At 52.4% G+C, this 24,969-nt stretch carries 22 protein-coding genes, 2 tRNA genes, 2 other RNA genes and 2 pseudogenes; 19 read left to right on the plus strand and 9 right to left on the minus strand.

The window, feature by feature from the left end:
• The first annotated feature begins 429 nt into the window (after positions 1–429).
• The 16 genes and pseudogenes from cydA (at position 430) to HP572_RS04035 (ending at position 10,989) form a co-directional block, all read left to right on the plus strand.
• Entirely contained in the window at positions 430–1,998 is a 1,569-nt protein-coding gene (gene cydA / locus HP572_RS03960; protein WP_127030937.1) for a cytochrome ubiquinol oxidase subunit I, read from the plus strand.
• A gap of 13 nt (positions 1,999–2,011) precedes the next feature.
• Positions 2,012–3,152, plus strand: a pseudogene (gene cydB / locus HP572_RS03965) (cytochrome d ubiquinol oxidase subunit II).
• Positions 3,153–3,168: 16 nt separating this feature from the next.
• Complete coding sequence (gene cydX / locus HP572_RS03970) at positions 3,169–3,285, plus strand: cytochrome bd-I oxidase subunit CydX (protein ID WP_011092952.1); 117 nt, start codon at positions 3,169–3,171, stop codon at positions 3,283–3,285.
• A complete protein-coding gene (gene ybgE / locus HP572_RS03975; protein WP_010285015.1) occupies positions 3,282–3,575 on the plus strand; it encodes a cyd operon protein YbgE in 294 nt (97 codons plus the stop codon). The genes cydX and ybgE overlap by 4 nt, the downstream gene beginning before the upstream one ends.
• Before the next feature lie 133 nt (positions 3,576–3,708).
• Positions 3,709–4,113, plus strand: coding sequence for a tol-pal system-associated acyl-CoA thioesterase (gene ybgC, locus HP572_RS03980; protein ID WP_010299208.1), 405 nt, complete (start codon positions 3,709–3,711; stop codon positions 4,111–4,113).
• Positions 4,110–4,796, plus strand: a complete 687-nt coding sequence (gene tolQ / locus HP572_RS03985; protein ID WP_029368101.1) for a Tol-Pal system protein TolQ — start codon at positions 4,110–4,112, stop codon at positions 4,794–4,796. Before ybgC ends, tolQ begins: the two co-directional genes overlap by 4 nt.
• 12 nt (positions 4,797–4,808) lie before the next feature.
• The gene (gene tolR / locus HP572_RS03990; protein WP_010299214.1) at positions 4,809–5,234 is read left to right on the plus strand and encodes a colicin uptake protein TolR; all 426 of its coding nucleotides are present in this window, start codon (positions 4,809–4,811) and stop codon (positions 5,232–5,234) included.
• 64 nt (positions 5,235–5,298) lie between these two features.
• Positions 5,299–6,475, plus strand: a pseudogene (gene tolA, locus HP572_RS03995) (cell envelope integrity protein TolA).
• A gap of 137 nt (positions 6,476–6,612) precedes the next feature.
• Entirely contained in the window at positions 6,613–7,905 is a 1,293-nt protein-coding gene (gene tolB, locus HP572_RS04000; protein WP_039540547.1) for a Tol-Pal system beta propeller repeat protein TolB, read from the plus strand.
• Between the two features lie 40 nt (positions 7,906–7,945).
• Positions 7,946–8,455 (plus strand): peptidoglycan-associated lipoprotein Pal, encoded by a 510-nt coding sequence (gene pal / locus HP572_RS04005; RefSeq protein ID WP_103860244.1) that lies wholly within the window; start codon positions 7,946–7,948, stop codon positions 8,453–8,455.
• A 9-nt stretch (positions 8,456–8,464) separates the two neighbouring features.
• Positions 8,465–9,241, plus strand: a complete 777-nt coding sequence (gene cpoB, locus HP572_RS04010) for a cell division protein CpoB (RefSeq protein ID WP_010299229.1) — start codon at positions 8,465–8,467, stop codon at positions 9,239–9,241.
• A 175-nt stretch (positions 9,242–9,416) separates the two neighbouring features.
• Positions 9,417–9,492 (plus strand) — tRNA-Lys (locus HP572_RS04015).
• A gap of 51 nt (positions 9,493–9,543) precedes the next feature.
• Positions 9,544–9,619: transfer RNA gene (locus tag HP572_RS04020), tRNA-Lys, on the plus strand.
• Between the two features lie 46 nt (positions 9,620–9,665).
• Positions 9,666–9,793, plus strand: a non-coding RNA gene (locus HP572_RS04025) — RtT sRNA.
• A 119-nt stretch (positions 9,794–9,912) separates the two neighbouring features.
• A non-coding RNA gene (locus HP572_RS04030) (RtT sRNA) lies at positions 9,913–10,036 on the plus strand.
• A gap of 236 nt (positions 10,037–10,272) precedes the next feature.
• Positions 10,273–10,989 (plus strand): DUF554 domain-containing protein, encoded by a 717-nt coding sequence (locus HP572_RS04035; protein WP_240584827.1) that lies wholly within the window; start codon positions 10,273–10,275, stop codon positions 10,987–10,989.
• 14 nt (positions 10,990–11,003) lie between these two features.
• Here HP572_RS04035 and HP572_RS04040 read toward each other — a convergent pair whose 3' ends face one another.
• A complete protein-coding gene (locus tag HP572_RS04040; protein WP_107332564.1) occupies positions 11,004–11,402 on the minus strand; it encodes a YjaA family stress response protein in 399 nt (132 codons plus the stop codon).
• 228 nt (positions 11,403–11,630) lie between these two features.
• Here HP572_RS04040 and nadA point away from each other — a divergent pair, with 228 nt between their 5' ends.
• Together nadA and pnuC are read left to right on the plus strand one after the other, a co-directional pair.
• Positions 11,631–12,692: a quinolinate synthase NadA gene (gene nadA, locus HP572_RS04045; RefSeq protein ID WP_211006204.1), complete on the plus strand. Its 1,062-nt coding sequence runs from the start codon at positions 11,631–11,633 to the stop codon at positions 12,690–12,692.
• 58 nt (positions 12,693–12,750) lie between these two features.
• The gene (gene pnuC / locus HP572_RS04050) at positions 12,751–13,455 is read left to right on the plus strand and encodes a nicotinamide riboside transporter PnuC (protein ID WP_130622171.1); all 705 of its coding nucleotides are present in this window, start codon (positions 12,751–12,753) and stop codon (positions 13,453–13,455) included.
• Positions 13,456–13,462: 7 nt separating this feature from the next.
• Here pnuC and zitB read toward each other — a convergent pair whose 3' ends face one another.
• Positions 13,463–14,413, minus strand: coding sequence for a CDF family zinc transporter ZitB (zitB, locus tag HP572_RS04055; protein WP_161502738.1), 951 nt, complete (start codon positions 14,411–14,413; stop codon positions 13,463–13,465).
• A gap of 295 nt (positions 14,414–14,708) precedes the next feature.
• Here zitB and aroG point away from each other — a divergent pair, with 295 nt between their 5' ends.
• A complete protein-coding gene (gene aroG / locus HP572_RS04060) occupies positions 14,709–15,764 on the plus strand; it encodes a 3-deoxy-7-phosphoheptulonate synthase AroG (protein WP_010302704.1) in 1,056 nt (351 codons plus the stop codon).
• 145 nt (positions 15,765–15,909) lie between these two features.
• Here aroG and gpmA read toward each other — a convergent pair whose 3' ends face one another.
• The 7 genes from gpmA to galM all read right to left on the minus strand — a co-directional run bounded on the left by gpmA (position 15,910) and on the right by galM (position 24,895).
• Positions 15,910–16,662 carry a 2,3-diphosphoglycerate-dependent phosphoglycerate mutase gene (gene gpmA, locus HP572_RS04065; RefSeq protein ID WP_010302707.1) on the minus strand — a complete coding sequence of 251 codons (753 nt, stop codon included), beginning with the start codon at positions 16,660–16,662 and terminating at the stop codon, positions 15,910–15,912.
• A 137-nt stretch (positions 16,663–16,799) separates the two neighbouring features.
• Positions 16,800–19,937, minus strand: a complete 3,138-nt coding sequence (locus HP572_RS04070; RefSeq protein WP_240584828.1) for an efflux RND transporter permease subunit — start codon at positions 19,935–19,937, stop codon at positions 16,800–16,802.
• Complete coding sequence (locus HP572_RS04075) at positions 19,934–21,436, minus strand: efflux RND transporter periplasmic adaptor subunit (protein ID WP_240584829.1); 1,503 nt, start codon at positions 21,434–21,436, stop codon at positions 19,934–19,936. Before HP572_RS04075 ends, HP572_RS04070 begins: the two co-directional genes overlap by 4 nt.
• On the minus strand, positions 21,433–22,692 hold the full coding sequence (locus tag HP572_RS04080) for a TolC family protein (RefSeq protein ID WP_116361736.1): 1,260 nt from the start codon (positions 22,690–22,692) through the stop codon (positions 21,433–21,435). The genes HP572_RS04075 and HP572_RS04080 overlap by 4 nt, the downstream gene beginning before the upstream one ends.
• A 12-nt stretch (positions 22,693–22,704) precedes the next feature.
• Entirely contained in the window at positions 22,705–23,058 is a 354-nt protein-coding gene (locus HP572_RS04085; RefSeq protein ID WP_130640847.1) for a copper-binding protein, read from the minus strand.
• A 199-nt stretch (positions 23,059–23,257) separates the two neighbouring features.
• The gene (locus HP572_RS04090) at positions 23,258–23,710 is read right to left on the minus strand and encodes a hypothetical protein (RefSeq protein WP_103860252.1); all 453 of its coding nucleotides are present in this window, start codon (positions 23,708–23,710) and stop codon (positions 23,258–23,260) included.
• Positions 23,711–23,848: 138 nt separating this feature from the next.
• Positions 23,849–24,895: a galactose-1-epimerase gene (gene galM / locus HP572_RS04095; RefSeq protein ID WP_233965039.1), complete on the minus strand. Its 1,047-nt coding sequence runs from the start codon at positions 24,893–24,895 to the stop codon at positions 23,849–23,851.
• Between the last annotated feature and the right edge of the window lie 74 nt (positions 24,896–24,969).

The following is a 24,969-nucleotide window of genomic DNA, read 5'->3' on the forward strand; positions in this document are numbered from 1 at the left end:
ATGCAACGCGATAATCACGAGAAAAGCGTTAAATTGTTTTAGATCAAAAAACGCCTCTGGATATAATTTCTGAAATAGGCTTAAATTGCTCGAGGTTAATTATCGACCTTCACGCCACCTGATGGAAAGGTTGATTTGAAGCCAAAACCTAGTCTGGGTCACGTAAAAACCTATTTATTATAGGAGATTACAGGCGTAATATACGGCTACCTCCCTATGGGGTACGCGATTTGTAATACTTGTGATTTATCTTGAGCTTGCTGTCGGGGTATCGCGGTGCGACTGCCCTGTGAACGGTATTTCTAGCATTCATTACAGTCTGTGTTAAAGCAATTCTTGTTGTGTTCTTTTGGGGTGTAATGGCCGGATGTTTGGCAGCTTGTCAGCGTTTGCAAGCTAATCCCTTCCTGCGAGGAGCAAGGAGTCAAAATGTTTGATGTAGTCGAACTGTCACGTTTACAGTTTGCCTTAACCGCAATGTACCATTTTCTATTCGTACCATTAACGCTGGGGATGGCGTTTTTGCTGGCGATTATGGAAACGGTATATGTGCTGTCCGGTAAACAAATCTATAAAGATATGACCAAGTTCTGGGGCAAGTTATTTGCAATTAACTTCGCTCTGGGGGTCGCTACCGGATTGACCATGGAGTTTCAATTCGGGACCAACTGGTCATACTTCTCTCACTACGTCGGGGATATTTTCGGCGCGCCACTAGCGATTGAAGGCCTGATGGCATTCTTCCTGGAATCGACCTTTGTTGGCTTGTTCTTCTTCGGCTGGGACCGTTTAGGAAAAGTGCAGCATATGGCCGTGACCTGGCTGGTCGCGCTGGGCTCTAACTTCTCCGCACTGTGGATTCTGATTGCCAATGGCTGGATGCAGAACCCCATCGCATCGGATTTCAACTTCGAAACCATGCGTATGGAAATGATGAGCTTCGCTGAGCTGGTATTGAACCCGGTCGCTCAGGTGAAATTCGTTCACACGGTGGCAGCAGGTTACTGTACGGGCGCGATGTTCATTCTGGGTATCAGTTCCTACTATCTGCTGAAAGGCCGCGACATTGCCTTTGCCAAGCGTTCATTCGCTATCGCAGCAAGCTTCGGTCTGGCTTCTGTTCTGTCCGTTATCGTACTGGGTGATGAATCCGGCTATGAAATGGGTGATGTACAGAAAACCAAACTGGCAGCGATTGAAGCTGAATGGGAAACACAACCCGCTCCAGCATCCTTTACGCTGATCGGTATCCCGAACCAGGATACGATGGAAAATAACTATGCCATCAAGGTTCCTTATGCTCTGGGGCTCATTGCCACTCGTTCTACTGACAAAGAAGTCACAGGTCTGAAAGAGCTGATGGTGATGCATGAAGTGCGTATTCGCAATGGTATGAAGGCTTACCAGTTGCTGGAAGAGTTACGCGCGGGCAATACCGACCCTGCGGTAAAAGAAGCGTTCGAGCAGTCTAAGCAAGACTTGGGCTATGGCATGTTGCTGAAACGCTATACGCCGAAAGTCTCTGATGCGACAGAAACTCAAATTAAACAAGCGGTTAAAGATTCTATCCCACGCGTTGCGCCGCTGTATTTCGCTTTCCGTATCATGGTGGGTTGCGGTATTCTGATGCTGTTGATCATCGGCCTGTCTTTCTGGACTGTTCTGCGTAACAAAATTGGTCAGAAACGCTGGCTGCACCGCATCGCACTATATGGTATCCCACTGCCGTGGATTGCTATCGAAGCCGGCTGGTTTGTGGCTGAATATGGCCGCCAGCCTTGGGCCATCGCTGAAATTCTGCCAACGGCCGTCGCGACGTCATCACTGACAGCAGGGGATATCCTGTTCTCAATGGCGCTGATCTGTGGTCTGTATACGCTCTTCCTGGTTGCAGAAATGTATCTGATGTTCAAATTCGCACGTCTGGGGCCGAGCAGCCTGAAAACAGGGCGCTACCATTTTGAACAACCTATAGCGGCTGCGCAGGAAGCACGGTAAACAGGAGTCCACTATGTTTGAATATGAAGTCTTACGTTTTATTTGGTGGCTGTTGATCGGTATTTTGCTGATTGGCTTCGCTATTACTGATGGTTTTGACATGGGGGTGGGCATTCTGGTACGTCTGATGGGACGTGGAGATACCGAACGTCGTGTCATGATTAACAGTATTGCACCGCACTGGGACGGTAATCAGGTCTGGCTGATCACCGCTGGTGGCGCGCTGTTTGCTGCTTGGCCGATGGTTTATGCCGCCGCGTTCTCTGGTTTCTACATTGCCATGATTCTGGTGCTGGCCTCACTGTTCTTCCGTCCTGTCGGCTTCGACTACCGTTCAAAAATCGAAGATCCGCGCTGGCGTGGCATGTGGGACTGGGGCATCTTCATCGGTAGTTTTGTCCCACCGGTGGTGATTGGTGTGGCATTTGGCAACCTGCTGCAGGGCGTACCATTCCACGTCGATGAATACCTGCGTCTGTACTACACCGGAAACTTCTTCCAACTGCTGAACCCATTTGGCTTGTTGGCGGGTGTCGTCAGTCTGACGATGATCCTGACTCAGGGTGCAACCTACCTGATGATGCGGACCACGGGCGACCTGCACGTGCGTTCCAAATCCGCTGCGCAGATTTTCGCGTTGGTGATGATGGTGGCGTTTGCTTTGGCTGGCGTATGGGTCGTTTACGGTATTGATGGTTAATGTGGTGACGTCTGCGATTAACACCGCGGCTGAGTCTAACCCGTTGCGTAAAGAAGTCGTTCATCAAGCGGGTGCCTGGCTGATCAACTTCAATAACCATCCGGTATTGTGGGCTATCCCTGCTCTGGGCGTAGTGCTGCCAGTGCTGACTACCCTTATGGCGCGCGCAGAGAAAGGAGCATGGGCATTCCTGTTCTCCTCTCTGACTATCGCTTGTGTGATTCTGACCGCAGGGATCGCTATGTTCCCGTTCATCATGCCGTCAGTGACTGTGCCTAACGTCAGCTTGACGGTATGGGATGCGACATCAAGCCTGCTGACGCTGAAAGTCATGACAGTGGTTGCGATGATTTTCGTTCCTATCGTGCTGTCTTATACCGCATGGTGTTACTACAAGATGTTCGGTCGCATTACCAAAGAGCAGATTGAGCAAAACACTCACTCTATGTACTAAGTAAGGAGCTTAATTTATGTGGTATTTTGCCTGGATACTCGGAACGCTTCTTGCTTGCTCACTGGGGATCATCACGGCCCTGGCTATTGAGCAGAGTGAGGCAAGCAAAGCGGCTGAAGAAGATAAGCAATGAGTGATCTGGTCGATAAACTCTATCGCCTGATGGATAAGAGCCCGTTAAGGGCTCTTTCCCTTATTATGGCGTTGCTGCTGGCTGGCTGTGTATTCTGGGATCCGACGCGCTTTGCGGCGCGGACCAGTGAACTCGCGGTTTGGCAGGGGCTGCTGTTGATTTGGGCCGTTTGCGCTGGCGTTGTTCATGGCGTTGGTTTTCGTCCACACCGCCTGCTCTGGCGCGCGTTTTTCGCACCACTTCCCGCCTTTGTGATCCTGTGCGCAGGATTGTACTATTTCTTCGGCTAAAATAGCCTCCTATTCCATTTAGTTATGGGTTGCTTGCAGCCCATAATTATTTTCTTTCCATTGTCACAATCCATTCCAAACCTCATTTCTCTTGCGTATAGTAGCGAGGTTTAATGCATTACTGGGATGTAGAGTGAGTAATTCGTTGTTTCGCTGGCCAGTTCGAGTCTACTTTGAAGACACTGATGCAGGTGGCGTTGTCTATCACGCTCGCTATATTGCCTTTTATGAAAGGGCAAGAACCGAGGCGTTGCGTGAGCGCAACTTTCATCAGCAAGCCTTGCTAAGTGAGCATGTCGCGTTTGCTGTTCGTCGGATGACGGTGGAGTATCTTGCTCCTGCGCGCCTCGACGACATGCTGGAAGTGCAAAGCGAGATTATCTCGCTGCGTGGTGCTTCTCTGACTTTCGCCCAGCGTATTCTTAATGCTCATGGTACCCTGCTAAGCCATGCTGAAGTTTTGATCGCATGCATCGATCCACATCAAATGAAGCCAATTGCGCTTCCTAAGTCTATTGTCGCGGAGTTCAAGCAGTGACTGACATGAACGTTTTTGATTTGTTCCTGAAGGCAAGCCTTCTGGTTAAACTAATCATGCTGATTTTAATCTGTTTTTCTATCGCTTCCTGGGCGATCATTATTCAACGTACCCGAATTTTGAACGCGGCGACGCGTGAGGCTGAGGCGTTCGAGGACAAATTTTGGTCGGGTATCGAACTGTCGCGCCTCTATCAGGAAAGCCAGACTCGTCGCGATAGCTTGACGGGCACTGAACAAATCTTCCATTCAGGTTTCAAAGAATTTGCACGGTTGCATCGTGTCAACAGCCATGCGCCGGAGGCCGTGGTGGAAGGCGCGTCCCGCGCAATGCGTATTTCAATGAATCGTGAATTGGAAACGCTGGAAACGCACATTCCCTTTTTGGGAACCGTTGGTTCTATCAGCCCGTATATCGGCCTGTTCGGTACCGTTTGGGGGATTATGCATGCCTTCATCGCGCTGGGCGCAGTGAAGCAGGCCACCTTACAAATGGTTGCCCCTGGTATTGCCGAGGCTTTGATTGCAACGGCAATCGGTCTGTTTGCGGCGATCCCTGCGGTCATGGCGTATAACCGTCTTAACCAACGGGTGGGCAAACTGGAGCAGAACTACGACAACTTTACGGAAGAGTTTATCGCTATCCTGCACCGTCAGGCGTTCTCCAGCGACAACAGCAAGTAATCAGGGGGGAGCATGGCACGAGTACGCAGAGGCCGTCGTGAGCTGAAATCCGAGATCAACATTGTTCCGTTACTGGACGTGCTGTTGGTGCTGTTGCTGATTTTTATGGCGACAGCCCCGATTATTACGCAGAGCGTTGAGGTGGATTTACCAGATGCGACCGACTCAAAAACGGTCTCCAGCAATGATAATCCGCCCGTGATCGTAGAGGTTTCAGGCATAGGGCAATATAGCCTAGTTGTTGAACAAAACCGTATGGAGCAACTCCCAGCAGAGCAGGTGGTTGCTGAAGCGCAATCACGACTGTTAGCCAATCCAAAGACGGTCTTTTTAATTGGTGGCGCGAAGGATGTTCCTTATGATGAGATCATTAAAGCGTTGAATTTGTTGCATCAGGCTGGCGTAAAATCCGTTGGTTTGATGACACAACCGATTTAAATGAGCGCCTCACGGTAATGATCGTTAAGCCTATTTCTGGCAACACTGTTTTTGGGAATCGCTTGTGCTAAAGGCAAACGAACAAAACGATAAGCTAAAACGCGCCGTTATTATTTCGGCTGTTTTGCACATCATACTGATTGCTTTGCTGCTTTGGAGTTCGTCGACGCAAACGATGGATGCCAGCGGGGGCGGCGGAGGCTCGTCAATTGATGCCGTAATGGTCGATCCGAGCGCAGTGGTGGAGCAATATAACCGCCAACAGCAGCAGCAGACCGATGCGAAACGTTCTGAACAGCAGCGTCAAAAGCAGGCTGAACGGCAGGCCGAAGAGCTCCAGCAGAAGCAAGCGGCTGAACAGCAGCGGCTGAAAGAGTTGGAAAAAGAGCGTCTGCAAGCGCAGGAAGAGGCGAAAAAGCAGGCTCAGGAACAGGCTGAACAGCGTAAGCAGTCTGAAGCGGCGGCTCAGCAGGCAAAAGAACAGCAGAAGCAAGCCGAAGCTGCAGCAGCAAAAGCGAAGGCTGAAGCTGAACAGCAGGCGAAAGCGGCGGCAGACGCTAAAAAGAAAGCGGAAGACGAAGCGAAGAAACAGGCTGCTGCTGCCGCTGCTGCTAAGAAGCAGGCGGAGGAAGAGGCTAAAGAAAAAGCCGCTGAAGCCGCTAAACAGAAGGCAGCAGAAACCGCTAAAGCAGAAGCTGCAAAGGCAGCCGCAGAGGCTGAGCAAGCTAAACAAAAAGCAGCAGCCGAGGCGGCTAAGCAAAAAGCCGACGCTGAAGCAGCGAAGAAAGCAGAAGCAGCCGCAGCAGCTAAGAAAGCCGCTGATGATAAAAAGAAAGCGGCAGCAGAAGCGGCTAAGCAGGAAAGCGCCGTTGATGATTTGCTGGGCGGGTTGGCTTCATCGAAAAATGCGCCGAAGTCTGGTGGCGGTGCGCCTGCGGGCACAGGTAACAATAAGAAGAGCGCGTGCATCAGGTGCAGCGCTTGATAGCTATGGTAGTCAGGTGCGCTCAGCCATTCAGAGCAAGTTTTATGACTGGCAGCTCTATAAAGGGCGTACCTGTACGTTACGGATTAAGCTGGCGCCAGATGGTTTGCTGATTGACGTCACTGCTGAAGGCGGCGATCCAGCGTTATGCCAGGCGGCAATTGCTGCGGCCAAACAGGCAAGAATACCGAAGCCACCGAGTACGGATGTTTATGAGGCTTTTAAAAATGCGCCAATAGACTTTAAACCGCAGTAACCGGGCTGTTTACCCATAGGTTTAAGATTATTACGATGGTAAATAAACCAGGTTATGTTGTTTTGTTGACATTGGTTTGTTTTTGTTAAAATTCTGCTAATTTATCGCAGACTTCGCGTCTGGATAAGGGAGATGAGATGAAGCAAGTACTGAAAGTTGCATTAAGCTTTTTAATGCTGTGGACTGCGGTTGTTCACGCGGAAGTACGTATAGAGATTACCCAAGGGGTAGACTCTGCACGTCCTATCGGTGTGGTTCCGTTCAAATGGGCAGGTCCGGGCGCTGCGCCTGAAGACGTCGGCGGCATCGTCGGTGCTGACTTGCGTAACAGTGGCAAATTCAACCCGATCGACGCAAACCGTATGCCTCAGCAACCTGCAACGGCATCTGAAGTGACGCCTGCTGCATGGACGGCGTTGGGCATCGATGCGGTTGTTGTTGGTCAGGTTCAGCCGAGTGCCGATGGCAGCTATCTGGTTTCTTACCAGCTTGTTGATACCTCCGGTAACCCAGGCAGCGTATTGGCGCAGAACCAGTTTAAAGTCACAAAACAGTGGTTGCGCTATGCTGCACACACCGCCAGTGACGAAGTGTTTGAAAAACTGAGTGGTATTAAAGGTGCGTTCCGTACCCGTATAGCTTACGTTGTTCAGACCAACGGTGGTCAGTTCCCTTATGAACTGCGCGTTGCGGACTATGATGGCTACAACCAATTTGTGGTTCACCGCTCACCACAGCCGCTGATGTCTCCGGCCTGGTCTGCAGACGGCAGCAAGCTCGCCTATGTAACGTTTGAAAGTGGCCGTTCTGCGTTGGTTATTCAGACGCTGGCAAATGGTGCAATCCGTCAGGTTGCTTCCTTCCCGCGTCACAACGGTGCGCCTTCTTTCTCTCCTGATGGCAGCAAGTTAGCGTTCGCACTGTCTAAGAGCGGTAGCTTGAATCTGTATGTGATGAATCTGGGATCCGGGCAAATCAGCCAGGTGACCGATGGTCGCAGCAATAACACGGAACCAACCTGGTTCCCAGACAGCCAGACCTTGGCCTATACTTCAGACCAGGCTGGTCGTCCGCAGGTTTATAAAGTGAATGCTAACGGCGGCGCGCCACAGCGTCTGACCTGGGAAGGTTCTCAGAATCAGGACTCAGATGTGAGCGCCGACGGGAAATTTTTGGTAACGGTGAGCTCGAATGGTGGAGCTCAGCATATTTCCAAACTGGATCTGGTAACGGGTGCCGTACAAGTATTGACGGACACGTTCCTGGACGAAACGCCAAGTATCGCACCGAATGGCACGATGGTGATCTACAGTTCCAAACAAGGGCTGGGTTCAGTGCTACAGTTGGTTTCGACAGATGGGCGTTTCAAAGCGCGTCTTCCGGCTACTGATGGACAGGTTAAATTCCCTGCCTGGTCGCCGTATCTATAAGTACAGATATGTACAATAAACTCGTCAAAGGACATAAGAAATGCAATTCAATAAAGTGCTGAAAGGCCTGATGTTGGCTCTGCCGGTACTGGCAGTGGCCGCTTGTAGCTCCAACAAGAACGCAGACAATGACCAATCTTCCATGGGTGCTGGCAACAACGGCATGATGGACGGTGGCAACACGTCTTCTTCTGAGCAAGCTCGTTTGCAGATGCAAGAATTACAGCGCAACAACATCGTTTACTTCGGTCTGGACAAGTACGATGTGAGCTCTGAATTCGCTCAGATGCTGGACGCACACGCTGCATTCCTGCGTAGCAACCCGTCTTACAAAGTGACTATCGAAGGTCACGCGGACGAACGCGGTACGCCAGAATACAACATCGCTCTGGGTGAGCGTCGTGCCAACGCGGTACAAATGTACCTGCAAGGTAAAGGCGTTTCTTCCGATCAGATCTCTATCGTTTCTTACGGTAAAGAGAAACCAGCTGTTCTCGGTCATGACGAAGCGGCTTATGCCAAAAACCGTCGTGCCGTTCTGGTATATTAAGAGAATCGCATGAGCAGTAACTTCAGACATCACCTGTTGGGTCTGTCGTTACTGGTTGGCGTAGCGGTCCCTTGGGCCGCTACTGCCCAAGCGCCAATCAGTAATGTCGGCTCAGGCTCGGTCGAAGACCGCGTCACTCAATTGGAGCGTATTTCTAACGCTCACAGTCAGCTTTTAACCCAACTTCAACAGCAGCTCTCTGATAATCAGCGTGATATTGACAGCCTCCGTGGGCAGATTCAGGAAAGTCAGTATCAGTTGAATCAGGTTGTTGAACGGCAGAAACAGATCTATCAGCAGATTGATGGATTAAGTTCGCAATCATCTTCTACACCGACGACAGACGGTGCACCTGCCGCTGCGGCGGGTACTGATACTGGTGCTGCCAATACGGCGGCACCGGCCAGTACGGGTGATGCGAATACGGATTACAATGCTGCAGTCGCGCTCGTGCTGGAGAAAAAACAGTACGATCAGGCTATCAGCGCATTTCAGGCATTCGTCAAGAAGTACCCAGATTCAACGTATCAACCTAATGCTAACTATTGGCTTGGTCAGTTGAATTACAACAAGGGGAAAAAGGACGATGCGGCGTACTATTTCGCCAATGTAGTCAAAAATTATCCCAAGTCACCAAAAAGTTCCGAGGCGTTGCTGAAGGTTGGGGTGATCATGCAGGAAAAAGGTCAGGTTGATAAAGCCAAGGCCGTTTACCAGCAAGTTGTAAAAATGTACCCCAATACGGAAAGTGCAAAGCAGGCACAAAAACGTTTATCTGCATCGTAACCCCGTCTTAATTGGCACAAAAATTGCGCATCATGAGCGGTTTTTGTGCCTAAACGTCTTAAGAGTAAGCAATCAAACAGTTTTTTAAGAAAATAGGTTGCGCCGAAAATTTAAATCAGTAATATGTGCCGCCGTTGCCAAGGCAAATAGCAAAACGCTAAAGCAGCATGAAATTGGGTCGTTAGCTCAGTCGGTAGAGCAGTTGACTTTTAATCAATTGGTCGCAGGTTCGAATCCTGCACGACCCACCAATTTCAAAGGCAGTTGTAGCTTTAGTAAGTGTCAAAGTAGTTCCGCATTGCGGGTCGTTAGCTCAGTCGGTAGAGCAGTTGACTTTTAATCAATTGGTCGCAGGTTCGAATCCTGCACGACCCACCACTTCGGCAGTAGATTTCCTTCCTCGAATAAATTCATTTTAAATTATATATCGCACGTGTCGTGTAGGTGAGAATCTGCGCTCAGGTTCGAGCCGAGCGGAGCGAGACAGCAACGCGTTAGCGTTGACCCCGAAGGGGCGAGGCCGAAGGCCGAGTCATCCTGCACGACCCACCACTTCGGCAGTAGATTTCCTTCCTCGAATAAATTCATTTTAAATCATATATCGCACGTGTCGTGTAGGTGAGACAAAACCATTGAAAATGGTTTTGAACAACGCTTGCGTTGGCCCTGCAAGGGTGAGCCTCAGAATGAGGTGAAGAACTTGCGCTCAGGTTCGAGCCGAGCGAGACAGCAACGCGTTAGTGTTGACCCCGAAGGGGCGAGGCCAAAGGCCGAGTCATCCTGCAATACCCACTACTTCAGCAGTAGAATTCCTTCCTTGCATAAATCGACGTTAAGACAACGATCGTGTACATCGCGTCGGTGAGATAAAGCCCATCATCATTCCCTACTCATTAAGACTTTGCGGTATATTAGGTTTTTGCCCCTCTCTATGGACTATATAACCCGTCAGGAACTGTTTTCTAATCCTATCGAGCAGGGATGGAGTCATTGCCACAGGGAAGCGCGTGTAGCCCTGTTTAGGAAGATATATGATTGGTCCGTTGATTAATGGTGCCGCTATCTTGATTGGTAGTGGTCTGGGTATTGCTTTGCGTCGTTTTATCCCTCAGCGTTTGCAAGATGGCCTTCCGCCTGCATTTGCGATGGCGTCGATTGCAATGGGGGTGACGCTGGTTGTGAAAGTCCAGCAGTTGCCTGCGGTGGCGCTGGCTATCGTGATTGGTGTGGCGTTAGGTGAACTGCTACGCATGGAGTCCGGCGTGCAGTGGGCTGGTATGATGATTCAGAAAGGATTAAACCGCGTGCTGCCTGCACAGGAGCATCGCTTGCCACAGGATGTCTACACTCAGAATTTTACCGCGTTAATCGTCCTGTTTTGTGCCAGCGGAACCGGCGTGGTTGGAGCATTAACGGAAGGGCTAACTGGTGATTATCAACTGCTGATTATCAAATCTGCTTTAGATATTTTCACCGCGCTGATTTTCTCCATCACGCTTGGCCTTGCCGTGATGTCGATTGCGATACCGCAGGTTATTGTCCAGACGCTGTTATTCTTCTCCGCCAAATTGATTATGCCCTTTATGACAGATATCACGATGGGCGATTTTTCTGCCTGTGGCGGGATTATCATGATTGCAGTAGGGCTACGGATCGCGCAGATCAAATCATTTGCGGTGGTTAACTTCCTGCCTGCGTTGGTTCTGGTTATTCCTATCTCTCTGTACTGGCACCGCTTCTTCGCCTAAAGCGCAGCGTCTGATTAGCGGCTGACGATCGAAGGCATGTCGCCGCTAAAAATTTGTATCACTTCCTGGTCGGTAAGCGGCACATTTTTGCTACAGACATAAATATACTTTCCTTGCGGGCTGATGCGCTTAGCTAGCTCTATGTAGCTGGCAAACTCGACCTGGCTGTGTCCGCCTTCATTCATCTCCATGGCATGGATGATGACCTTGTGTGACGAGAATAGATCGATCAGTCGTTTGGGGGCTACCTTGCGCGCGAGTCGATCCAATAGCTTCATTGCTGGGATCATCTGCCCGAGCAGCAAGCGCGTGGTGGTAAAAGGCGTTTCTGATTGCTCTGTCACCTCTTGTTTCGTGTCCACGTTTCTGACGGTCAGGGTATTGCGATAGATTCTGATATAGAGGCTGGCCATGCCATTTCTCTCCTTGTCTCTCTTCTACTTCTCTTTTCTACGAGTCATGCTACTTACGCATTTCACCTCACCATTTTAAGCATATTAAACAGAATGGCGGGTGATATAGAAAAAACACCGCGACTTTAGGGCGGGTTTTCGGTATTTTGTTTAGGATAAAAAACGTCGATGCTGATTATTAATTAGTATCAGGTGTTACAACCCGAGTTGTCATCGTGGAAATTTATAATGAGTATCCTTTTTGATAGCAATGAGACCATTTATCCCTTTCCGCCGAAGCCCAGACCCTTATCGGCTGATGCAAAACAGCACTATCGTAGCAGGATAAAAACGCTGCTGCGGGAAAGAAATGCTGTCATGGTCGCGCACTATTACACCGATCCTGAAATTCAGGCGCTGGCGGAAGAAACTGGCGGCTGTGTGGCGGACTCGCTGGAAATGGCGCGGTTCGGCAGCACCCATTCGGCATCAACGCTGCTGGTGGCGGGTGTCCGCTTTATGGGAGAGACCGCCAAGATACTCAACCCAGAAAAGACGATTCTGATGCCCACGCTGGAAGCAGAATGCTCGCTCGATCTCGGTTGTCCTGTTGATGAGTTCAGCCGTTTTTGCGATGCGCACCCGGATCGAACGGTGGTGGTGTATGCCAATACCTCTGCGGCAGTGAAAGCGCGTGCTGATTGGGTGGTTACATCCAGCATCGCGGTGGAATTGATCGAACATCTGGATAGCCTGGGAGAAAAAATTATCTGGGCACCAGACCGTCATCTGGGAAGCTATGTACAAAAGCAGACAGGGGCGGATGTACTGTGCTGGCAGGGCGCGTGCATTGTGCATGACGAATTTAAAACGCAGGCGCTGCAGCACATGAAGGTGCTGTACCCCGATGCGGCAATTTTGGTCCATCCGGAATCGCCGCAGAGCGTGGTAGAGATGGCTGATGCCGTTGGGTCAACCAGCCAACTGATTCAGGCGGCGAAAACGCTGCCACAGCGCGAGCTGATTGTGGCGACCGATCGCGGTATTTTCTACAAGATGCAGCAGGCCTGCCCAGAGAAAACGTTGCTGGAAGCGCCGACAGCGGGCGAAGGGGCAACCTGCCGCAGCTGCGCCCACTGTCCGTGGATGGCGATGAACGGGCTGGAGGCGATTGCTAATGGTCTGGAGCAAGGCGGTGAGGCACATGAGATTCATGTTGATGCAGCCCTGCGAGAAGGCGCGTTAATCCCGCTGAATCGCATGCTGGATTTTGCGGCTTCACTAAAATTACGTGTGAAAGGGAATGCCTGACGGAGATCCAGGGCATCTTAATAGAAATTTCTTACAATAATTGAGACAGGGTGGTGAGATGGACTTTTTGAGTACCAGCAATATTTTAATTCATATCCCTTTGGGGGAAGGGGGATACGCGCTTTCCTGGATTGAGGCGATTGGTACGCTGTTTGGCCTGCTGTGTATCTGGTTCGCGAGTCAGGAAAAAACCATCAACTATTTGTTTGGGTTGATTAACGTCACGCTGTTTGCCGTGATCTTTTTCCAAATTCAGCTTTACGCCAGCCTGTTGCTGCAAATCTTCTTTTTTGCCGCCAATATTTATGGCTGGTATGCCTGGACGCGCAAGACAGATTCGCAGGAAGTGGAGTTACGCATCCGCTGGCTACCGGTGCAGAAATTGATTGGCTGGTCGGTAGCGTGCGTTGTCGCGATTGGCTTGATGACGTTCTACATCGATGCGGTGTTTGCCGTGCTGACGCGTATTGCCGTTTCCGGTATGCAGGGGTTAGGGTTGTCTGTGCAGATGCCGAACCTTCAGCCGGATGCGTTCCCATTCTGGGATTCCACCATGATGGTGCTGTCGATTGTGGCGATGATCTTGATGACGCGCAAATACGTCGAGAACTGGCTGCTGTGGGTGATGATTGATGTGATAAGCGTGGTGATTTTTGCTTATCAGGGCGTGTATGCGATGGCGGTAGAGTACGCGATCCTGACGCTGATTGCCCTGAACGGCTCCTGGCTGTGGATTAAGAGCGCACAGGAAAACCGCGCGTAATCCAAATTTAATGCTTGTGGTGGTGGCCTTCTGCATCATGGCTTTCATGATGATGGCTTTCCTGATGGTGGAAAGCGCAGTGGTCATCATCACAGCGTTGATATTCCATCTGAACCGTCGCGTGTTCAATCTGGTAATGCTTCAGTAAATATTCCTGAATACGTCTTAACAGCGCATCGTGATCGTGAGGCGGAACCACCTGTGCATGCAGCGTCATCATCGGTTTCTCGCCCACCTGCCATAAATGAACATGGTGAATGTTCCTGACCTCGGGAATATTCAGCGTCAGATCTTTCTGTAGAACCTCAACGCTGAGCTGGCTCGGCGTACCTTCCAGCAACTCGTGAATGCTCTCTTTCAATAGCGCCCATGCACTGCGCAGCACCAGACACGACACCAAAATAGAGAGAATCGGGTCGATAGGTGTCCAGTTGGTATAAAGAATGATAATGGCTGCGGCAATCGCGCCGACGGATCCGAGCAGATCGCCCAGCACATGCAGAGCAGCTGCGCGGACGTTAATATTTTTCTCTTCGCTGCCGTGGTGTAACAGCCAAAATGCCACGATGTTTGCTAGTAACCCGGCAACGGCGACAAGCAGCATAGGGACGCCAGCGACGGGCTGTGGATCATAGAAGCGTTGGATAGCTTCCCAGAAGATGAAGGCGGTAATCAGCATCAGCGTCAGCGCGTTCACAAAGGCGGCGAGGGTAGTGAGCCGTAAATAGCCAAAGGTATGGCGAGCATTAGGTTTGCGCTGTGCGAAACGTACGGCGACAAGCGCGACGAACAGCGCAGCGGCGTCCGTCAACATATGGCCAGCATCCGCCAGCAGGGCAAGTGAGCCGGACAGCAGGCCGCCAATGACTTCTGCCACCATAAACGTGGCGGTAATGATAAACGCGGCCAGCAGACGTTTACTGTTGCCTGATTCTGTGTGGCTGTGGTTATGTGCCATAGATCATCCTGAGTTGCGGTTTTATCCCACTTTACTGAAACCCACAGAGAAAACCTATTCTGCGGTTCACCGACCTGTCAGTTGCGCTATTTTCTGGTGAAAATAGGACGTATGCGGTATCTGAGAGCATTTGATCGCGTAAATCCCGCTGATTTCAGCGCCCTGACAACACCAGCTTGACATATAATAATCAATCTTCAATATGAAACATCCCGTTTCTCAGGCGACCCGTACAGGCGGGATGGCGCGTATTGGATGGGGTTAACATACCGTTTCGGAACCGATGGATTTATTTATGAATTACCAAAATGATGATTTAAGAATTAAAGAGATTAATGAACTTTTGCCGCCGGTTGCTTTGCTAGAAAAGTTTCCAGCCACGGAGAAGGCCGCGGAAACGGTATCGTTCGCGCGTACTGCCATCCATAAAATTCTTAACGGCAATGATGACCGCCTGTTGGTGGTCATTGGTCCTTGCTCGATCCACGACACGAAAGCAGCAAAAGAGTATGCCGCGCGTCTGCTGACGCTGCGTAACGAGCTGAGCGACGATCTGGAAGTGGTTATGCGGGTTTATTTTGAAAAACCACGCACCACGATTGGCTGGAAAGGGCTAATCAACGATCCGCATATGGACAATAGTTTCCAGATCAATGACGGCCTGCGCATTGCGCGCCAGCTGCTGCTGGAAATTAACGACATCGGTTTACCGGCTGCGGGTGAGTTCCTGGACATGATTACCCCGCAATACATGGCAGATCTGATGAGCTGGGGCGCTATTGGCGCACGTACGACTGAATCTCAGGTACACCGTGAACTGGCCTCCGGCCTGTCATGCCCTGTCGGCTTTAAAAACGGTACCGACGGCACGATCAAGGTTGCGATTGATGCGATCAACGCCGCCAGTGCGCCACACTGCTTCTTGTCTGTCACCAAGTGGGGCCATTCGGCTATCGTGAATACCAGCGGTAACAACGATTGCCACATTATTCTGCGCGGCGGCAAAACGCCGAACTACAGCGCTGAGCACGTGAAAGACGTGAAAATTGGTCTGGAAAAAGCGGGTCTGACACCGCAGGTCATGATCGATTTCAGCCATGCGAACAGCAGCAAGCAGTTCAAAAAGCAGATGGATGTCTGCACTGACGTCTGCGGGCAGATCGCGCAGGGCGAGAAAGCGATTATGGGCGTGATGGTGGAAAGCCATCTGGTCGAAGGCAACCAGAATCTGGAAAGCGGTGAGCCGCTGGTTTATGGCCGCAGCGTGACCGATGCCTGCATTGGCTGGGAAGATACAGAATCCCTGCTGCGTCAGCTGGCTTCTGCGGTACGTGAACGTCGTAGCAAGTAACACTGAGTGACGTGCTAACTGGCACGTCATAAAAAACGTAGGGAACGTTTTTCAACGTCGCTTGCGATGGCCCGTAGGGTGGCGGGCAGGAAGCTCGCCATAAAAAAACCCGGCACAGGCCGGGTTTTTGTCATTCAGGGGAAAATTACTTCGCTTTACCCTGATTCGCTACTGCGGCAGCTTTTGCAGCGATTTCGTCTGCGTTGCCCAGGTAGTAACGTTTGATCGGCTTGAAGTTCTCGTCGAATTCATAAACCAACGGCACGCCAGTTGGGATATTCAGTTCCAGAATTTCGTCTTCGCCCAGGTTGTCCAGGTATTTCACCAGCGCACGCAGTGAGTTACCGTGAGCTGCAACGATCACACGCTCACCGCTTTTTACGCGTGGCAGGATGGTTTCGTTCCAGTAAGGCACAACACGTTCGATGGTCAGCGCCAGGCTTTCAGTCAGCGGCAGCTCTTTGTCGCTCAGAGCAGCGTAACGCGGGTCGTGACCCGGGAAACGTTCGTCATCACGCGTCAACTCTGGAGGCGTAATTGCAAAACCACGACGCCATTGTTTAACCTGCTCGTCACCGTATTTCTCAGCGGTTTCGGCTTTGTTCAGACCTTGCAGCGCACCGTAGTGGCGCTCATTCAGTTTCCAGGATTTCTCAACTGGCAACCAGGCTTGATCCAGCTCGTCCAGTACATTCCACAGTGTATGAATGGCACGTTTCAGCACGGAGGTATACGCGAAATCAAAGGCAAAACCTTCGTCTTTCAGCAGCTGACCTGCGGCTTTGGCTTCTGAACGGCCTTTGTCGGATAGATCGACATCGTACCAGCCTGTGAAGCGGTTTTCGTTGTTCCACTGGCTCTCACCGTGTCTTACCAGTACCAGCTTAGTTACAGCCATAGCTAAACTCCTTCCTATCCTAAGATTTCTGTGATAACTGATTTCATTATAGGGGTGGAGAACGGTTATCGGCAATCGATAGTCGATGGCAAGCGTGATTTATCCGCAGGTTGTTTGCGTAAAATCACGCTCTGGCTTTACCGTTTCAGCAAACCGGAATCCCCCTTGTGCAATAACAGGTAGACCGCTGGAATCACCAGCATCGACAGCAGGGGAGCACTCACCATCCCGCCTATCATTGGCGCGGCAATCCGCTGCATGATTTCGGATCCGCTGCCGCCGCCCCACATAATGGGAAGCAGTCCCGCCATAATCGTAGCCACGGTCATCATTTTCGGCCGTACGCGCAGAACCGCCCCTTCGTGGATGGCATCCATCAACTTCTGGCGTGACAGCGCCTGACCTGCCACACGGTGTTTCTCTACCGCATGGTTGAGGTACAGCAGCATGATGACGCCGAATTCCGCCGACACGCCCGCCAGTGCAATAAAGCCCACCGCACTCGCTACAGAAAAATTATAGCCAAGGAGATAGAGCAGCCAGACGCCGCCAATCAGCGCGAAAGGTAACGTTGCCATAATCAGCAACGCGTCTTTTATGCGGTTGAAGGTGACATACAGCAGCACAAAAATGATCAGCAGCGTAAAGGGCACGACGACTTTCATTTTTTCCGTGGCGCGTTCCAGATACTCAAACTGACCGGACCAGCTCAGGGAAACGCCTTCTAGCAGCGTGACCTGTTGGGCAACGGCCTGTTGCATATCTTCAACGGCAGATTTTAGGTCGCGTCCACGCAGGTCGACATAAATCCAGTCCGACAGGTGGCTGTTTTCACTTTTCAGCATCGGTGGCCCTTCGCTGACGCGAATATCAGCCAGCTCTGCCAGCGTCACTCTGCTGCCGTTGGCCGTCACGATGGGTAGGTCACGCAATTTTTGTAGCGAATCGCGTAATTCACGCGGGTAGCGGATGTTGATGGGATAACGCTGGCGGCCTTCAATAGTTTCGCCGATGTTTTGCCCGCCGATGAGTGTGGAAACCACCGACTGAAGTTCCTCGACGGACACGCCATAGCGTGCGGCGCGCTGACGATCGATATCAATATCGATATAGCGTCCACCCGCCAGCCGTTCCGCCAGTGCGGACGTCACGCCCGGAACCCGTTTAACCACCTGCTCGATTTGTGCAGCAGTACGCTCTATGTCTTCCAGATTATTGCCGTTAACCTTAATGCCCACCGGGCTTTTGATGCCGGTGGCCAGCATGTCCAGACGGTTACGGATAGGGGGAACCCACACGTTCGCGATACCCGGCAGGCTGACGGTACGATCCAACTCGGCAACCAGCTTGTCCATGGTCATGCCCTCGCGCCACTGGTCGCGCGGTTTCAGCCGAATGGTGCTTTCCAACATGGTTAATGGTGCTGGGTCGGTTGCCGTTTCGGCACGGCCCGCTTTGCCGAAGACCGATTCAACTTCGGGCACGGTTTTAATCAGCCGGTCCGTCTGTTGCAGCAGTCGGCCAGCTTCCCGTGCAGAGATGCCGGGCAGGGTGGAAGGCATATACAGCAAATCGCCTTCATCCAGCGGAGGCATAAATTCGCTCCCCAGACGGCTGAGTGGAAAGAGCGTCAGGAGCAGCAGCATGCCGGAAATCAGCAGCGTGGTTTTCGGGTAGCTCAACACCTTTTGCAACACTGGGTGATAGGCTGCAATCATCCAGCGGTTAATCGGATTCGCCTGTTCGTCCGGTATCTTGCCGCGTACGAAATACCCCATTAATACCGGCACCAGCGTAATTCCTAATCCGGCGGCGACAGCCATAGCATAGGTTTTGGTAAAGGCCAGCGGTGAAAACATGCGGCCTTCCTGTGCCTCCAGTGAGAACACCGGGACAAACGACAGCGTAATGATCAGCAGGCTGCAAAACAGCGCGGGCCCCACTTCCACCGCAGCTCGTTCTGCTAGCTGCCACCACTCGTTATTCTGCGGCTGCTTCCCAGGGTTTTCATGCCTCCACTGTTCAATGACTTTATGCATGTTTTCTATCATCACAATCGCGGCATCCACCATCGCGCCGATGGCTATCGCGATACCGCCCAGCGACATAATATTCGCGTTCACGCCCTGATAACGCATGATGATAAATGCCCCCAGAATCCCCAACGGCAGGCTGATGATCGCCACCAGCGCCGAGCGGAAGTGAAACAGAAACAGGGCGCAGATGATCGCGACGACAACAAACTCTTCCAGCAGCTTGAAGCTGAGCGTATCGATGGCGTGTTCAATCAGCTGCGAGCGGTCGTAGGTTGGGACGATTTCTACACCCGCTGGCAGGCTTTTTTGTATTTCCTGTAACCGCGCTTTGACGGCATGCAGTGTATTCAGCGCATTCTTGCCATAGCGTAGGACGATGATACCGCCCGCCACTTCGCCTTCGCCATTCAGTTCTGCGATGCCGCGCCGCATCTCCGGCCCTTCTCTGAGCGTCGCCACATCCTGCAACAGCACAGGAATACCGTTGCGGGTAGTAATTACCACATGGTTGAAATCTTGTGCGGTTTTCAGGTAACCGGTGGTGCGCACCATGTACTCCGCTTCGCCCAACTCCAGCACGGAACCGCCGTTTTCCTGATTGGCTGCTTGAACAGCGCTGACGATCTGCTGATGGGTGATGCCCTGCGTTCGCATGCGTTCTGGGTCGACGACGATCTGATACTGTTTGACCATACCGCCCACGCTGGCGACTTCTGCTACATTGGGAACGGTTTTCAGCTCATATTTCAGCAGCCAGTCCTGAAAACCGCGCAGATCGGCCAGACTGTATTTGCCGCTGCGATCGACCAGTGCGTATTCGTAGATCCAGCCGACGCCAGTGGCATCTGGGCCGAGCGAGGTTTTCGCATCGGCGGGCAGGCTGGATTGCACCTGACTGAGATATTCCAGCACGCGGGAGCGTGCCCAGTAGGGATCGGTGCCATCTTCAAACAGCACATAAACGTAGGCATCGCCGAACATGGAAAAGCCCCGTACCGTTTTGGCACCCGGCACGGAAAGCATGGTGGTCGTCAGCGGGTAGGTCACCTGATTTTCCACCACCTGCGGCGCTTTCCCCGGATAGCTGACGCGAATGATGACCTGTACGTCCGATAAATCGGGCAGGGCATCCAGAGGCGTTTTTTGTAGGGAAAGCAGGCCCCATGCGGCCATGAGCAGCGCGGCCAGTAAAACCAGAAGCCGGTTTTTGAGCGACCAGCGAATGATGTAGGCAATCATGGATGGCCTCCGTGGCCGGCATGCGGATCGTCAGCGGGTAAAAAATGCAGGACGCGAATCCCACTGTCGTCCATGCTGAACTGGAAACTGACGGTGCTACCGATCCCCACTCCCTGTGGCAGCCCTGACGATGGCAGCGTGAAGTCCATCGTCATTGGTGACCAGTTGAGTGCCGGAACCGCTTCGTGTTCGATGGTGGCCTGATTGCCGTTTATCGCTCTGATGACTCCCTGAGTGCGATAGCCCGCGGGGGCCGTCGGCGTTGCTGGGTTTGCCGATGTCTCCGCATCAAACTGCGGTAAGGCGCTGCGCAGGCTGGCTTCGGAATCAATCAGGAACTGGCCCGAAGTGACTACGTTGTCGCCTGCTTTCAGTCCATCGATGATTTCGACCCAATCTCCCAAGGTTGCGACTGCCGTGATGTTGCGTGGGGTGAAATGGCCGTTGCCGTCGCTCAGTAAGACTCGGTTTTGGCTACCGCTGACCAATAGCGCCTCCTGCGGGATCGCCAGACGCGGTTGTGCCTGAGCGTGAGAAAGTTGAACGGTCAGGTACATGCCAGGTTTAAGCTGCTGTTGCGGGTTATCCAGCACGACACGGGCTTTTAGCGTGCGCGTCGTGCTATCCAGCATAGGCAGCAGTTCGCTGACTTTGCCGTGGAACGTTTTACCCGGCCAGGCGCTGCTGGTGGCGCTGATGTCGCTGCCAATCGTTAGCTGTGCCGCCTGCGCTTCGGGATAATCGACATCGACCCAAACCGGGTTCAGACTGGCAAGCTCGAATAACGGCTGAGCAGGGCTTAACTGCATGCCTTGCCGCACCTCCAGCTTATTCACGTAGCCGTCTTCTGGTGCGGTAATCGCGATCCTGTCCTGTGGTTTGCCGCTCCGCTCGATCTGCCGAATAATCGCTTCCGGCATAAATAACAGCGCCAGCCGCTGGCGGGCCGATTGGGTGAGAGTGTCGTCGCCCAACTGCCGTACCGCCAGATATTCGCGCTGTGCCGCCGCCCAGGTCGGGTTCCATAATGTGGCTAGCGTTTCGCCTTTCTTCACCTGTTGTTGCAGCGCATTGACCGTGAGTTTCTCGACAATGCCGCCGCTGGGTGCCACCAGCGTATGTAAACCGCGTTCGTTGAGGGCGACGGTGCCATAACCTGTGGTGCGGTCAGTCAGTTCGCGCATTTCCGCACGGGCGGTGCGAACGCCGAGATTTTGTTGCTGACGAGCGCTGACGATGACACCGCCGTCCTCCTGCACGTCATAGGCGTAGCGGGGCACCAGTTCCATATCCATAAAGGGCGATTTCCCCGGTTTGTCGAAACGTTTATCTGGCACCATCGGGTCATACCAATAGAGAACGGCACGTTCTGGCTCTGCGGTAGAAGGCGAGTGCGGCGTTTGCTGTTTGCCAACCAGATAGCCCACGCCACCCGCGCTGAGAATAGCCAGTGCCATCAGGCTAAACATCAGTGATTTGTTTGTGACTGTTTTGCTCATCGCGTAGGGCTTCCTTGTGGTGTCAGATAACGGATGGCAGCCCAATATTGCGCCATCTCCCGTGCGGTATCCTGAACGGCAATCCGGCTTTCGAGTAACGCCCGACGGGCATCCAATACGGCGGAAAGATTACTGCTGCCGGATTGATACTGAGCCTGAATCAGTTTGATGCGCTGCTGTTGGAGAGGGAGAACCTCGTTGTTCTGGCGCTGCCAGCGAGACTGTGCGGCTTGATATTGAGCAATCAGCGTATTGAGTTGCGCCTGATGCTCTCGTTCGGTGAGCAACACTCTGTCGCGTGCTTCCATGCTGCGCGAGACGTCTGCGGCATAGTCCTTATCCTGACGTTTGGATGTGAAGAGCGGCAGATCGATTGTCACCATCATGCCCGCCATGTCGTCGTAATCATCTCCACGTTTCGCGTAATAGACTTCAACATCAACATTGGGGATGGCGGCAACGGCTGACTGTGCGGAGCGAGCCTGAGCCAGTTCGGCCTCACGCAGCGCCAGTTGCATTTCTGGATGCTGATGAATGGTGTTGCTCAGCACCTCCCGTGAGGCAGGCAGCCGTTCAAAGCGGGGAAGTTCGCCGTTTACATTGATATCTGCGATGCCGGTAAGCTGCACCAGCCGGGCATGTGCGATGCGCGTGTCCCGTTCTGCATCAGACTGCCTGTCCTGCATGGTTGCCAACGTCAGGCGGGCATCCAGCACGCTACTGGCTTCACTACCTGCCGCCACACTCGCTTTTTGCGACGCGATCTGCCGCTGACTTTCTGTGACCAGCGCGGTTACCTCGCTCAACGCTTTTCGTGAGAGCGCCAGATCCAGCCATGCCTGTGCCGTTTCCCGTTGCAGACGAGCACGAATACTTTCGCTATTACTTTGCAGCGCATCGGCTTCTACCCGAATGGCCTGCGCTTTGCTATCACGCTTACTGCTGCTGACGTAGGTCTGCATGATGCCGATACGCTGCATCGTCATACCTTCTCGCGTGAGTCGGCTACCGTTGTTGCCGCCTAATGGCAGATTTTCGACGCCAAATTTCAACTTAGGGTCGGGAAGCTGCGTGGCAGAGTCGGCCATGTTCTGAAGCGCGTTAATCTGGTGTTGGTTGGCTGACAGGTCGGCGGAGTAACGTTCCGCCGCCTGTAAAGCCTGTTCAAGACTCAGATCTGCCGCAAAGACGGCGGCAGGCAGCCACAGCAACATCGCCAGACACGCGCGCGCGGCGTCGTGTTTGGATAAATTCATGTTGTGCTCCGGTTAAGGCTGCTGTGGCGTAATTGCGGTCAGGATGTAGCCGCTCTCGTTCTGGATAAAGCTGAACGTGACCGGGGTGTTGATTGGCAATGGCGTTATTTCGCCGCTGGATGGCAGCATGAAGGCCATCGTCATGGCGGGCCATTTTAGGTCGGCAATCGGCGCGTGGGAGAGCGTGACGCTGTTAGCGTTCCACTGCTTAACAACCCCAGTAGTCTGATAAACGGCTGTCGTGGCCGCAGGGGGAGTGGTCAGCATCATTGCGTGATGCTGGTGGTCGTTGGCCCACACGGGAAAGGTGAAGGAAGAAACAGAAAAAATCAGGCCGCTAATCAGCGCCATATAAGTGATACGCATAAAATAATCCCAATATACTCGTAATACTTCAAGTTGCATGTGCGTTGGCCGCGTTCAATCACCCGAATCACTTACCTGAGTAAGCTCATCGGGATTCCTTCTCTTGCCGCCTTCCTGAAACTCGAATTATTTGGAGTGTAAAAATAATTGATAAACATGGTGTTGCGCCCGTTGGCGCAGGGGTTATCAATCGCTTGGGTTATTCTCTAAATCGGCAGAAGCGGATCTCAGCCGGAGGGCCGACCGCTGGGGGGGAGAGCCAGACATCAGAGGCTGGGCTAAGGATGATAGGATTATCCGCTAAGACCAGCTCACCGCTCACTGGCAGCGCTAGTAATGCCAGCGAGCCATTATCCTGCTTCACACTATCCGGCACGCAGTGTTTTTCGCACAGCGGCGTTTGCTGGTCGGCAGCGTAAGACGCTGTAGCCGTATGCTGAGCGTGAGATGATAACGGCTGAATGTCAGCCTGTTGCAGATGTGCCTGATGCTGGATCGCGGGGGAGGTCTGGCTGATCGTCATATCGCATTGATGACCTGCGATAGCCAGTTGCGCATTCAGGAAAAGCCAGCACAGCGCCAATAGCCATCCCCACCTGCCTTTATGGCGCAGATGATGAATGAATAATGGAGACCGTGATGATGCGGACATGGCGTTTCCTTTTTGGACGTTTTGGCAGTGTATGCGTCTGAGCGGGAAGGGGGCAAGCGGGGAATAGCATAGTTTTGTAAATTGGCAGATAGCCATCTGCCAATGTTATCAATGGGTTAATTATCTTTTGCTGTTCGGTTACTGGGTAAGGAACTGGTACGTGGTATCCGAGCGATAGACCTTCCCCGGTTTCAGCCAGCAGTCGGGCTGCGGCCAGTCTGGGTGATTTGGGCTGTCCGGCAGGAATTCGCTTTCCAGTGCGACACCGGCATAGTTTTCATACTGACCGCCGTCACGCGAGGGCGTTCCGGCCAGAAAGTTGCCGCTATAGAGCTGTAAGGCGGGGGCACTGGTGAAAACGCTCATCAGCACACGGCCATCGGATGACCACAAATTGGCAGCAGGACTTTCGCTGGAACCGCAGGTGCGATGCAATAAATAAGCGTGATCGTAGCCGCCGACGGCCATTTGATCGCTGTCGCGCAGGAAATCTTCTTCCAGCGTTTTGGGTTGGCGGAAATCCATTCCGGTAGCGTTTACTGGTATCAGATCGGCGTTAGGAATGCCCGCGCTATTGACCGGTAAATAATAGTCGGCAAACAGCTGCAATTGGTGCTTACGTACGTCAGTCAAATCGCCATCAAGGTTGAAATACGCGTGGTTGGTCAGACAAACGGGGCAGGCTTTCTCTACGGTTGCCTGATACGAGATTTCCAGCGAGTTATGTTCGGTCAGCGCGTACGTCACCTGTACGTTAAGGTGGCCTGGATATCCTTGGTCGCCATCCGGTGAATGCAATTGGTAAGTCACTTGCGTTGCATCCTGACTGACGATTCGCCAGCGGCGGGCATGAAAGCCTTCTGGGCCACCGTGTAACTGGTGCTCGTTCTGGTTTGGAACCAGATGAAACGTTTCGGTTTCTCGACTGAATGTGGCTTTGGCTATGCGGTTGGCATAGCGGCCAATCGACGCGCCGAGATAAGCGCTTTGTAACGGATACTGCTCGGGTGATGCACAGCCTAGTAGGACTTCTCGCACCTCACCCTCGGGTAGCGGCAACTCACAGGAAAGCCAGGTTGCACCCCAGTCCATCAGGCACACGCGCATACCTGCCTGATTCTGCAAGGTCGTTAACTGAAACGGCTGACCATCTGGTGCCAGCGTGCTAAGACTTTCATTCAACATGACTTGCTCCTGTAGAGGCCCGAGAAGATAGAGAGGGTTGGCCGATGTCTGCAATGTTGGGGGAAGGCCAGCAG

The organism is Pectobacterium sp. PL64, from assembly GCF_022477975.1.
In the GTDB taxonomy this organism is placed as follows: Bacteria; Pseudomonadota; Gammaproteobacteria; order Enterobacterales; family Enterobacteriaceae; genus Pectobacterium; species Pectobacterium jejuense.

Excerpts from the sequence above, each read along its gene's own strand:
- galM (WP_233965039.1), bottom strand. The coding sequence starts at position 24,895 with ATGTTGAATGAAAGTCTTAGCACGCTGGCACCAGATGGTCAGCCGTTT.
- cydA (WP_127030937.1), top strand. The coding sequence starts at position 430 with ATGTTTGATGTAGTCGAACTGTCACGTTTACAGTTTGCCTTAACCGCA.
- aroG (WP_010302704.1), top strand. The coding sequence starts at position 14,709 with ATGAATTACCAAAATGATGATTTAAGAATTAAAGAGATTAATGAACTT.
- cpoB (WP_010299229.1), top strand. The coding sequence starts at position 8,465 with ATGAGCAGTAACTTCAGACATCACCTGTTGGGTCTGTCGTTACTGGTT.
- zitB (WP_161502738.1), bottom strand. The coding sequence starts at position 14,413 with ATGGCACATAACCACAGCCACACAGAATCAGGCAACAGTAAACGTCTG.
- tolR (WP_010299214.1), top strand. The coding sequence starts at position 4,809 with ATGGCACGAGTACGCAGAGGCCGTCGTGAGCTGAAATCCGAGATCAAC.
- HP572_RS04075 (WP_240584829.1), bottom strand. The coding sequence starts at position 21,436 with ATGAGCAAAACAGTCACAAACAAATCACTGATGTTTAGCCTGATGGCA.
- HP572_RS04090 (WP_103860252.1), bottom strand. The coding sequence starts at position 23,710 with ATGTCCGCATCATCACGGTCTCCATTATTCATTCATCATCTGCGCCAT.
- cydX (WP_011092952.1), top strand. The coding sequence starts at position 3,169 with ATGTGGTATTTTGCCTGGATACTCGGAACGCTTCTTGCTTGCTCACTG.
- HP572_RS04035 (WP_240584827.1), top strand. The coding sequence starts at position 10,273 with ATGATTGGTCCGTTGATTAATGGTGCCGCTATCTTGATTGGTAGTGGT.
- pal (WP_103860244.1), top strand. The coding sequence starts at position 7,946 with ATGCAATTCAATAAAGTGCTGAAAGGCCTGATGTTGGCTCTGCCGGTA.
- HP572_RS04040 (WP_107332564.1), bottom strand. The coding sequence starts at position 11,402 with ATGGCCAGCCTCTATATCAGAATCTATCGCAATACCCTGACCGTCAGA.
- tolB (WP_039540547.1), top strand. The coding sequence starts at position 6,613 with ATGAAGCAAGTACTGAAAGTTGCATTAAGCTTTTTAATGCTGTGGACT.
- nadA (WP_211006204.1), top strand. The coding sequence starts at position 11,631 with ATGAGTATCCTTTTTGATAGCAATGAGACCATTTATCCCTTTCCGCCG.
- HP572_RS04080 (WP_116361736.1), bottom strand. The coding sequence starts at position 22,692 with ATGAATTTATCCAAACACGACGCCGCGCGCGCGTGTCTGGCGATGTTG.
- HP572_RS04070 (WP_240584828.1), bottom strand. The coding sequence starts at position 19,937 with ATGATTGCCTACATCATTCGCTGGTCGCTCAAAAACCGGCTTCTGGTT.
- gpmA (WP_010302707.1), bottom strand. The coding sequence starts at position 16,662 with ATGGCTGTAACTAAGCTGGTACTGGTAAGACACGGTGAGAGCCAGTGG.
- pnuC (WP_130622171.1), top strand. The coding sequence starts at position 12,751 with ATGGACTTTTTGAGTACCAGCAATATTTTAATTCATATCCCTTTGGGG.
- ybgE (WP_010285015.1), top strand. The coding sequence starts at position 3,282 with ATGAGTGATCTGGTCGATAAACTCTATCGCCTGATGGATAAGAGCCCG.
- HP572_RS04085 (WP_130640847.1), bottom strand. The coding sequence starts at position 23,058 with ATGCGTATCACTTATATGGCGCTGATTAGCGGCCTGATTTTTTCTGTT.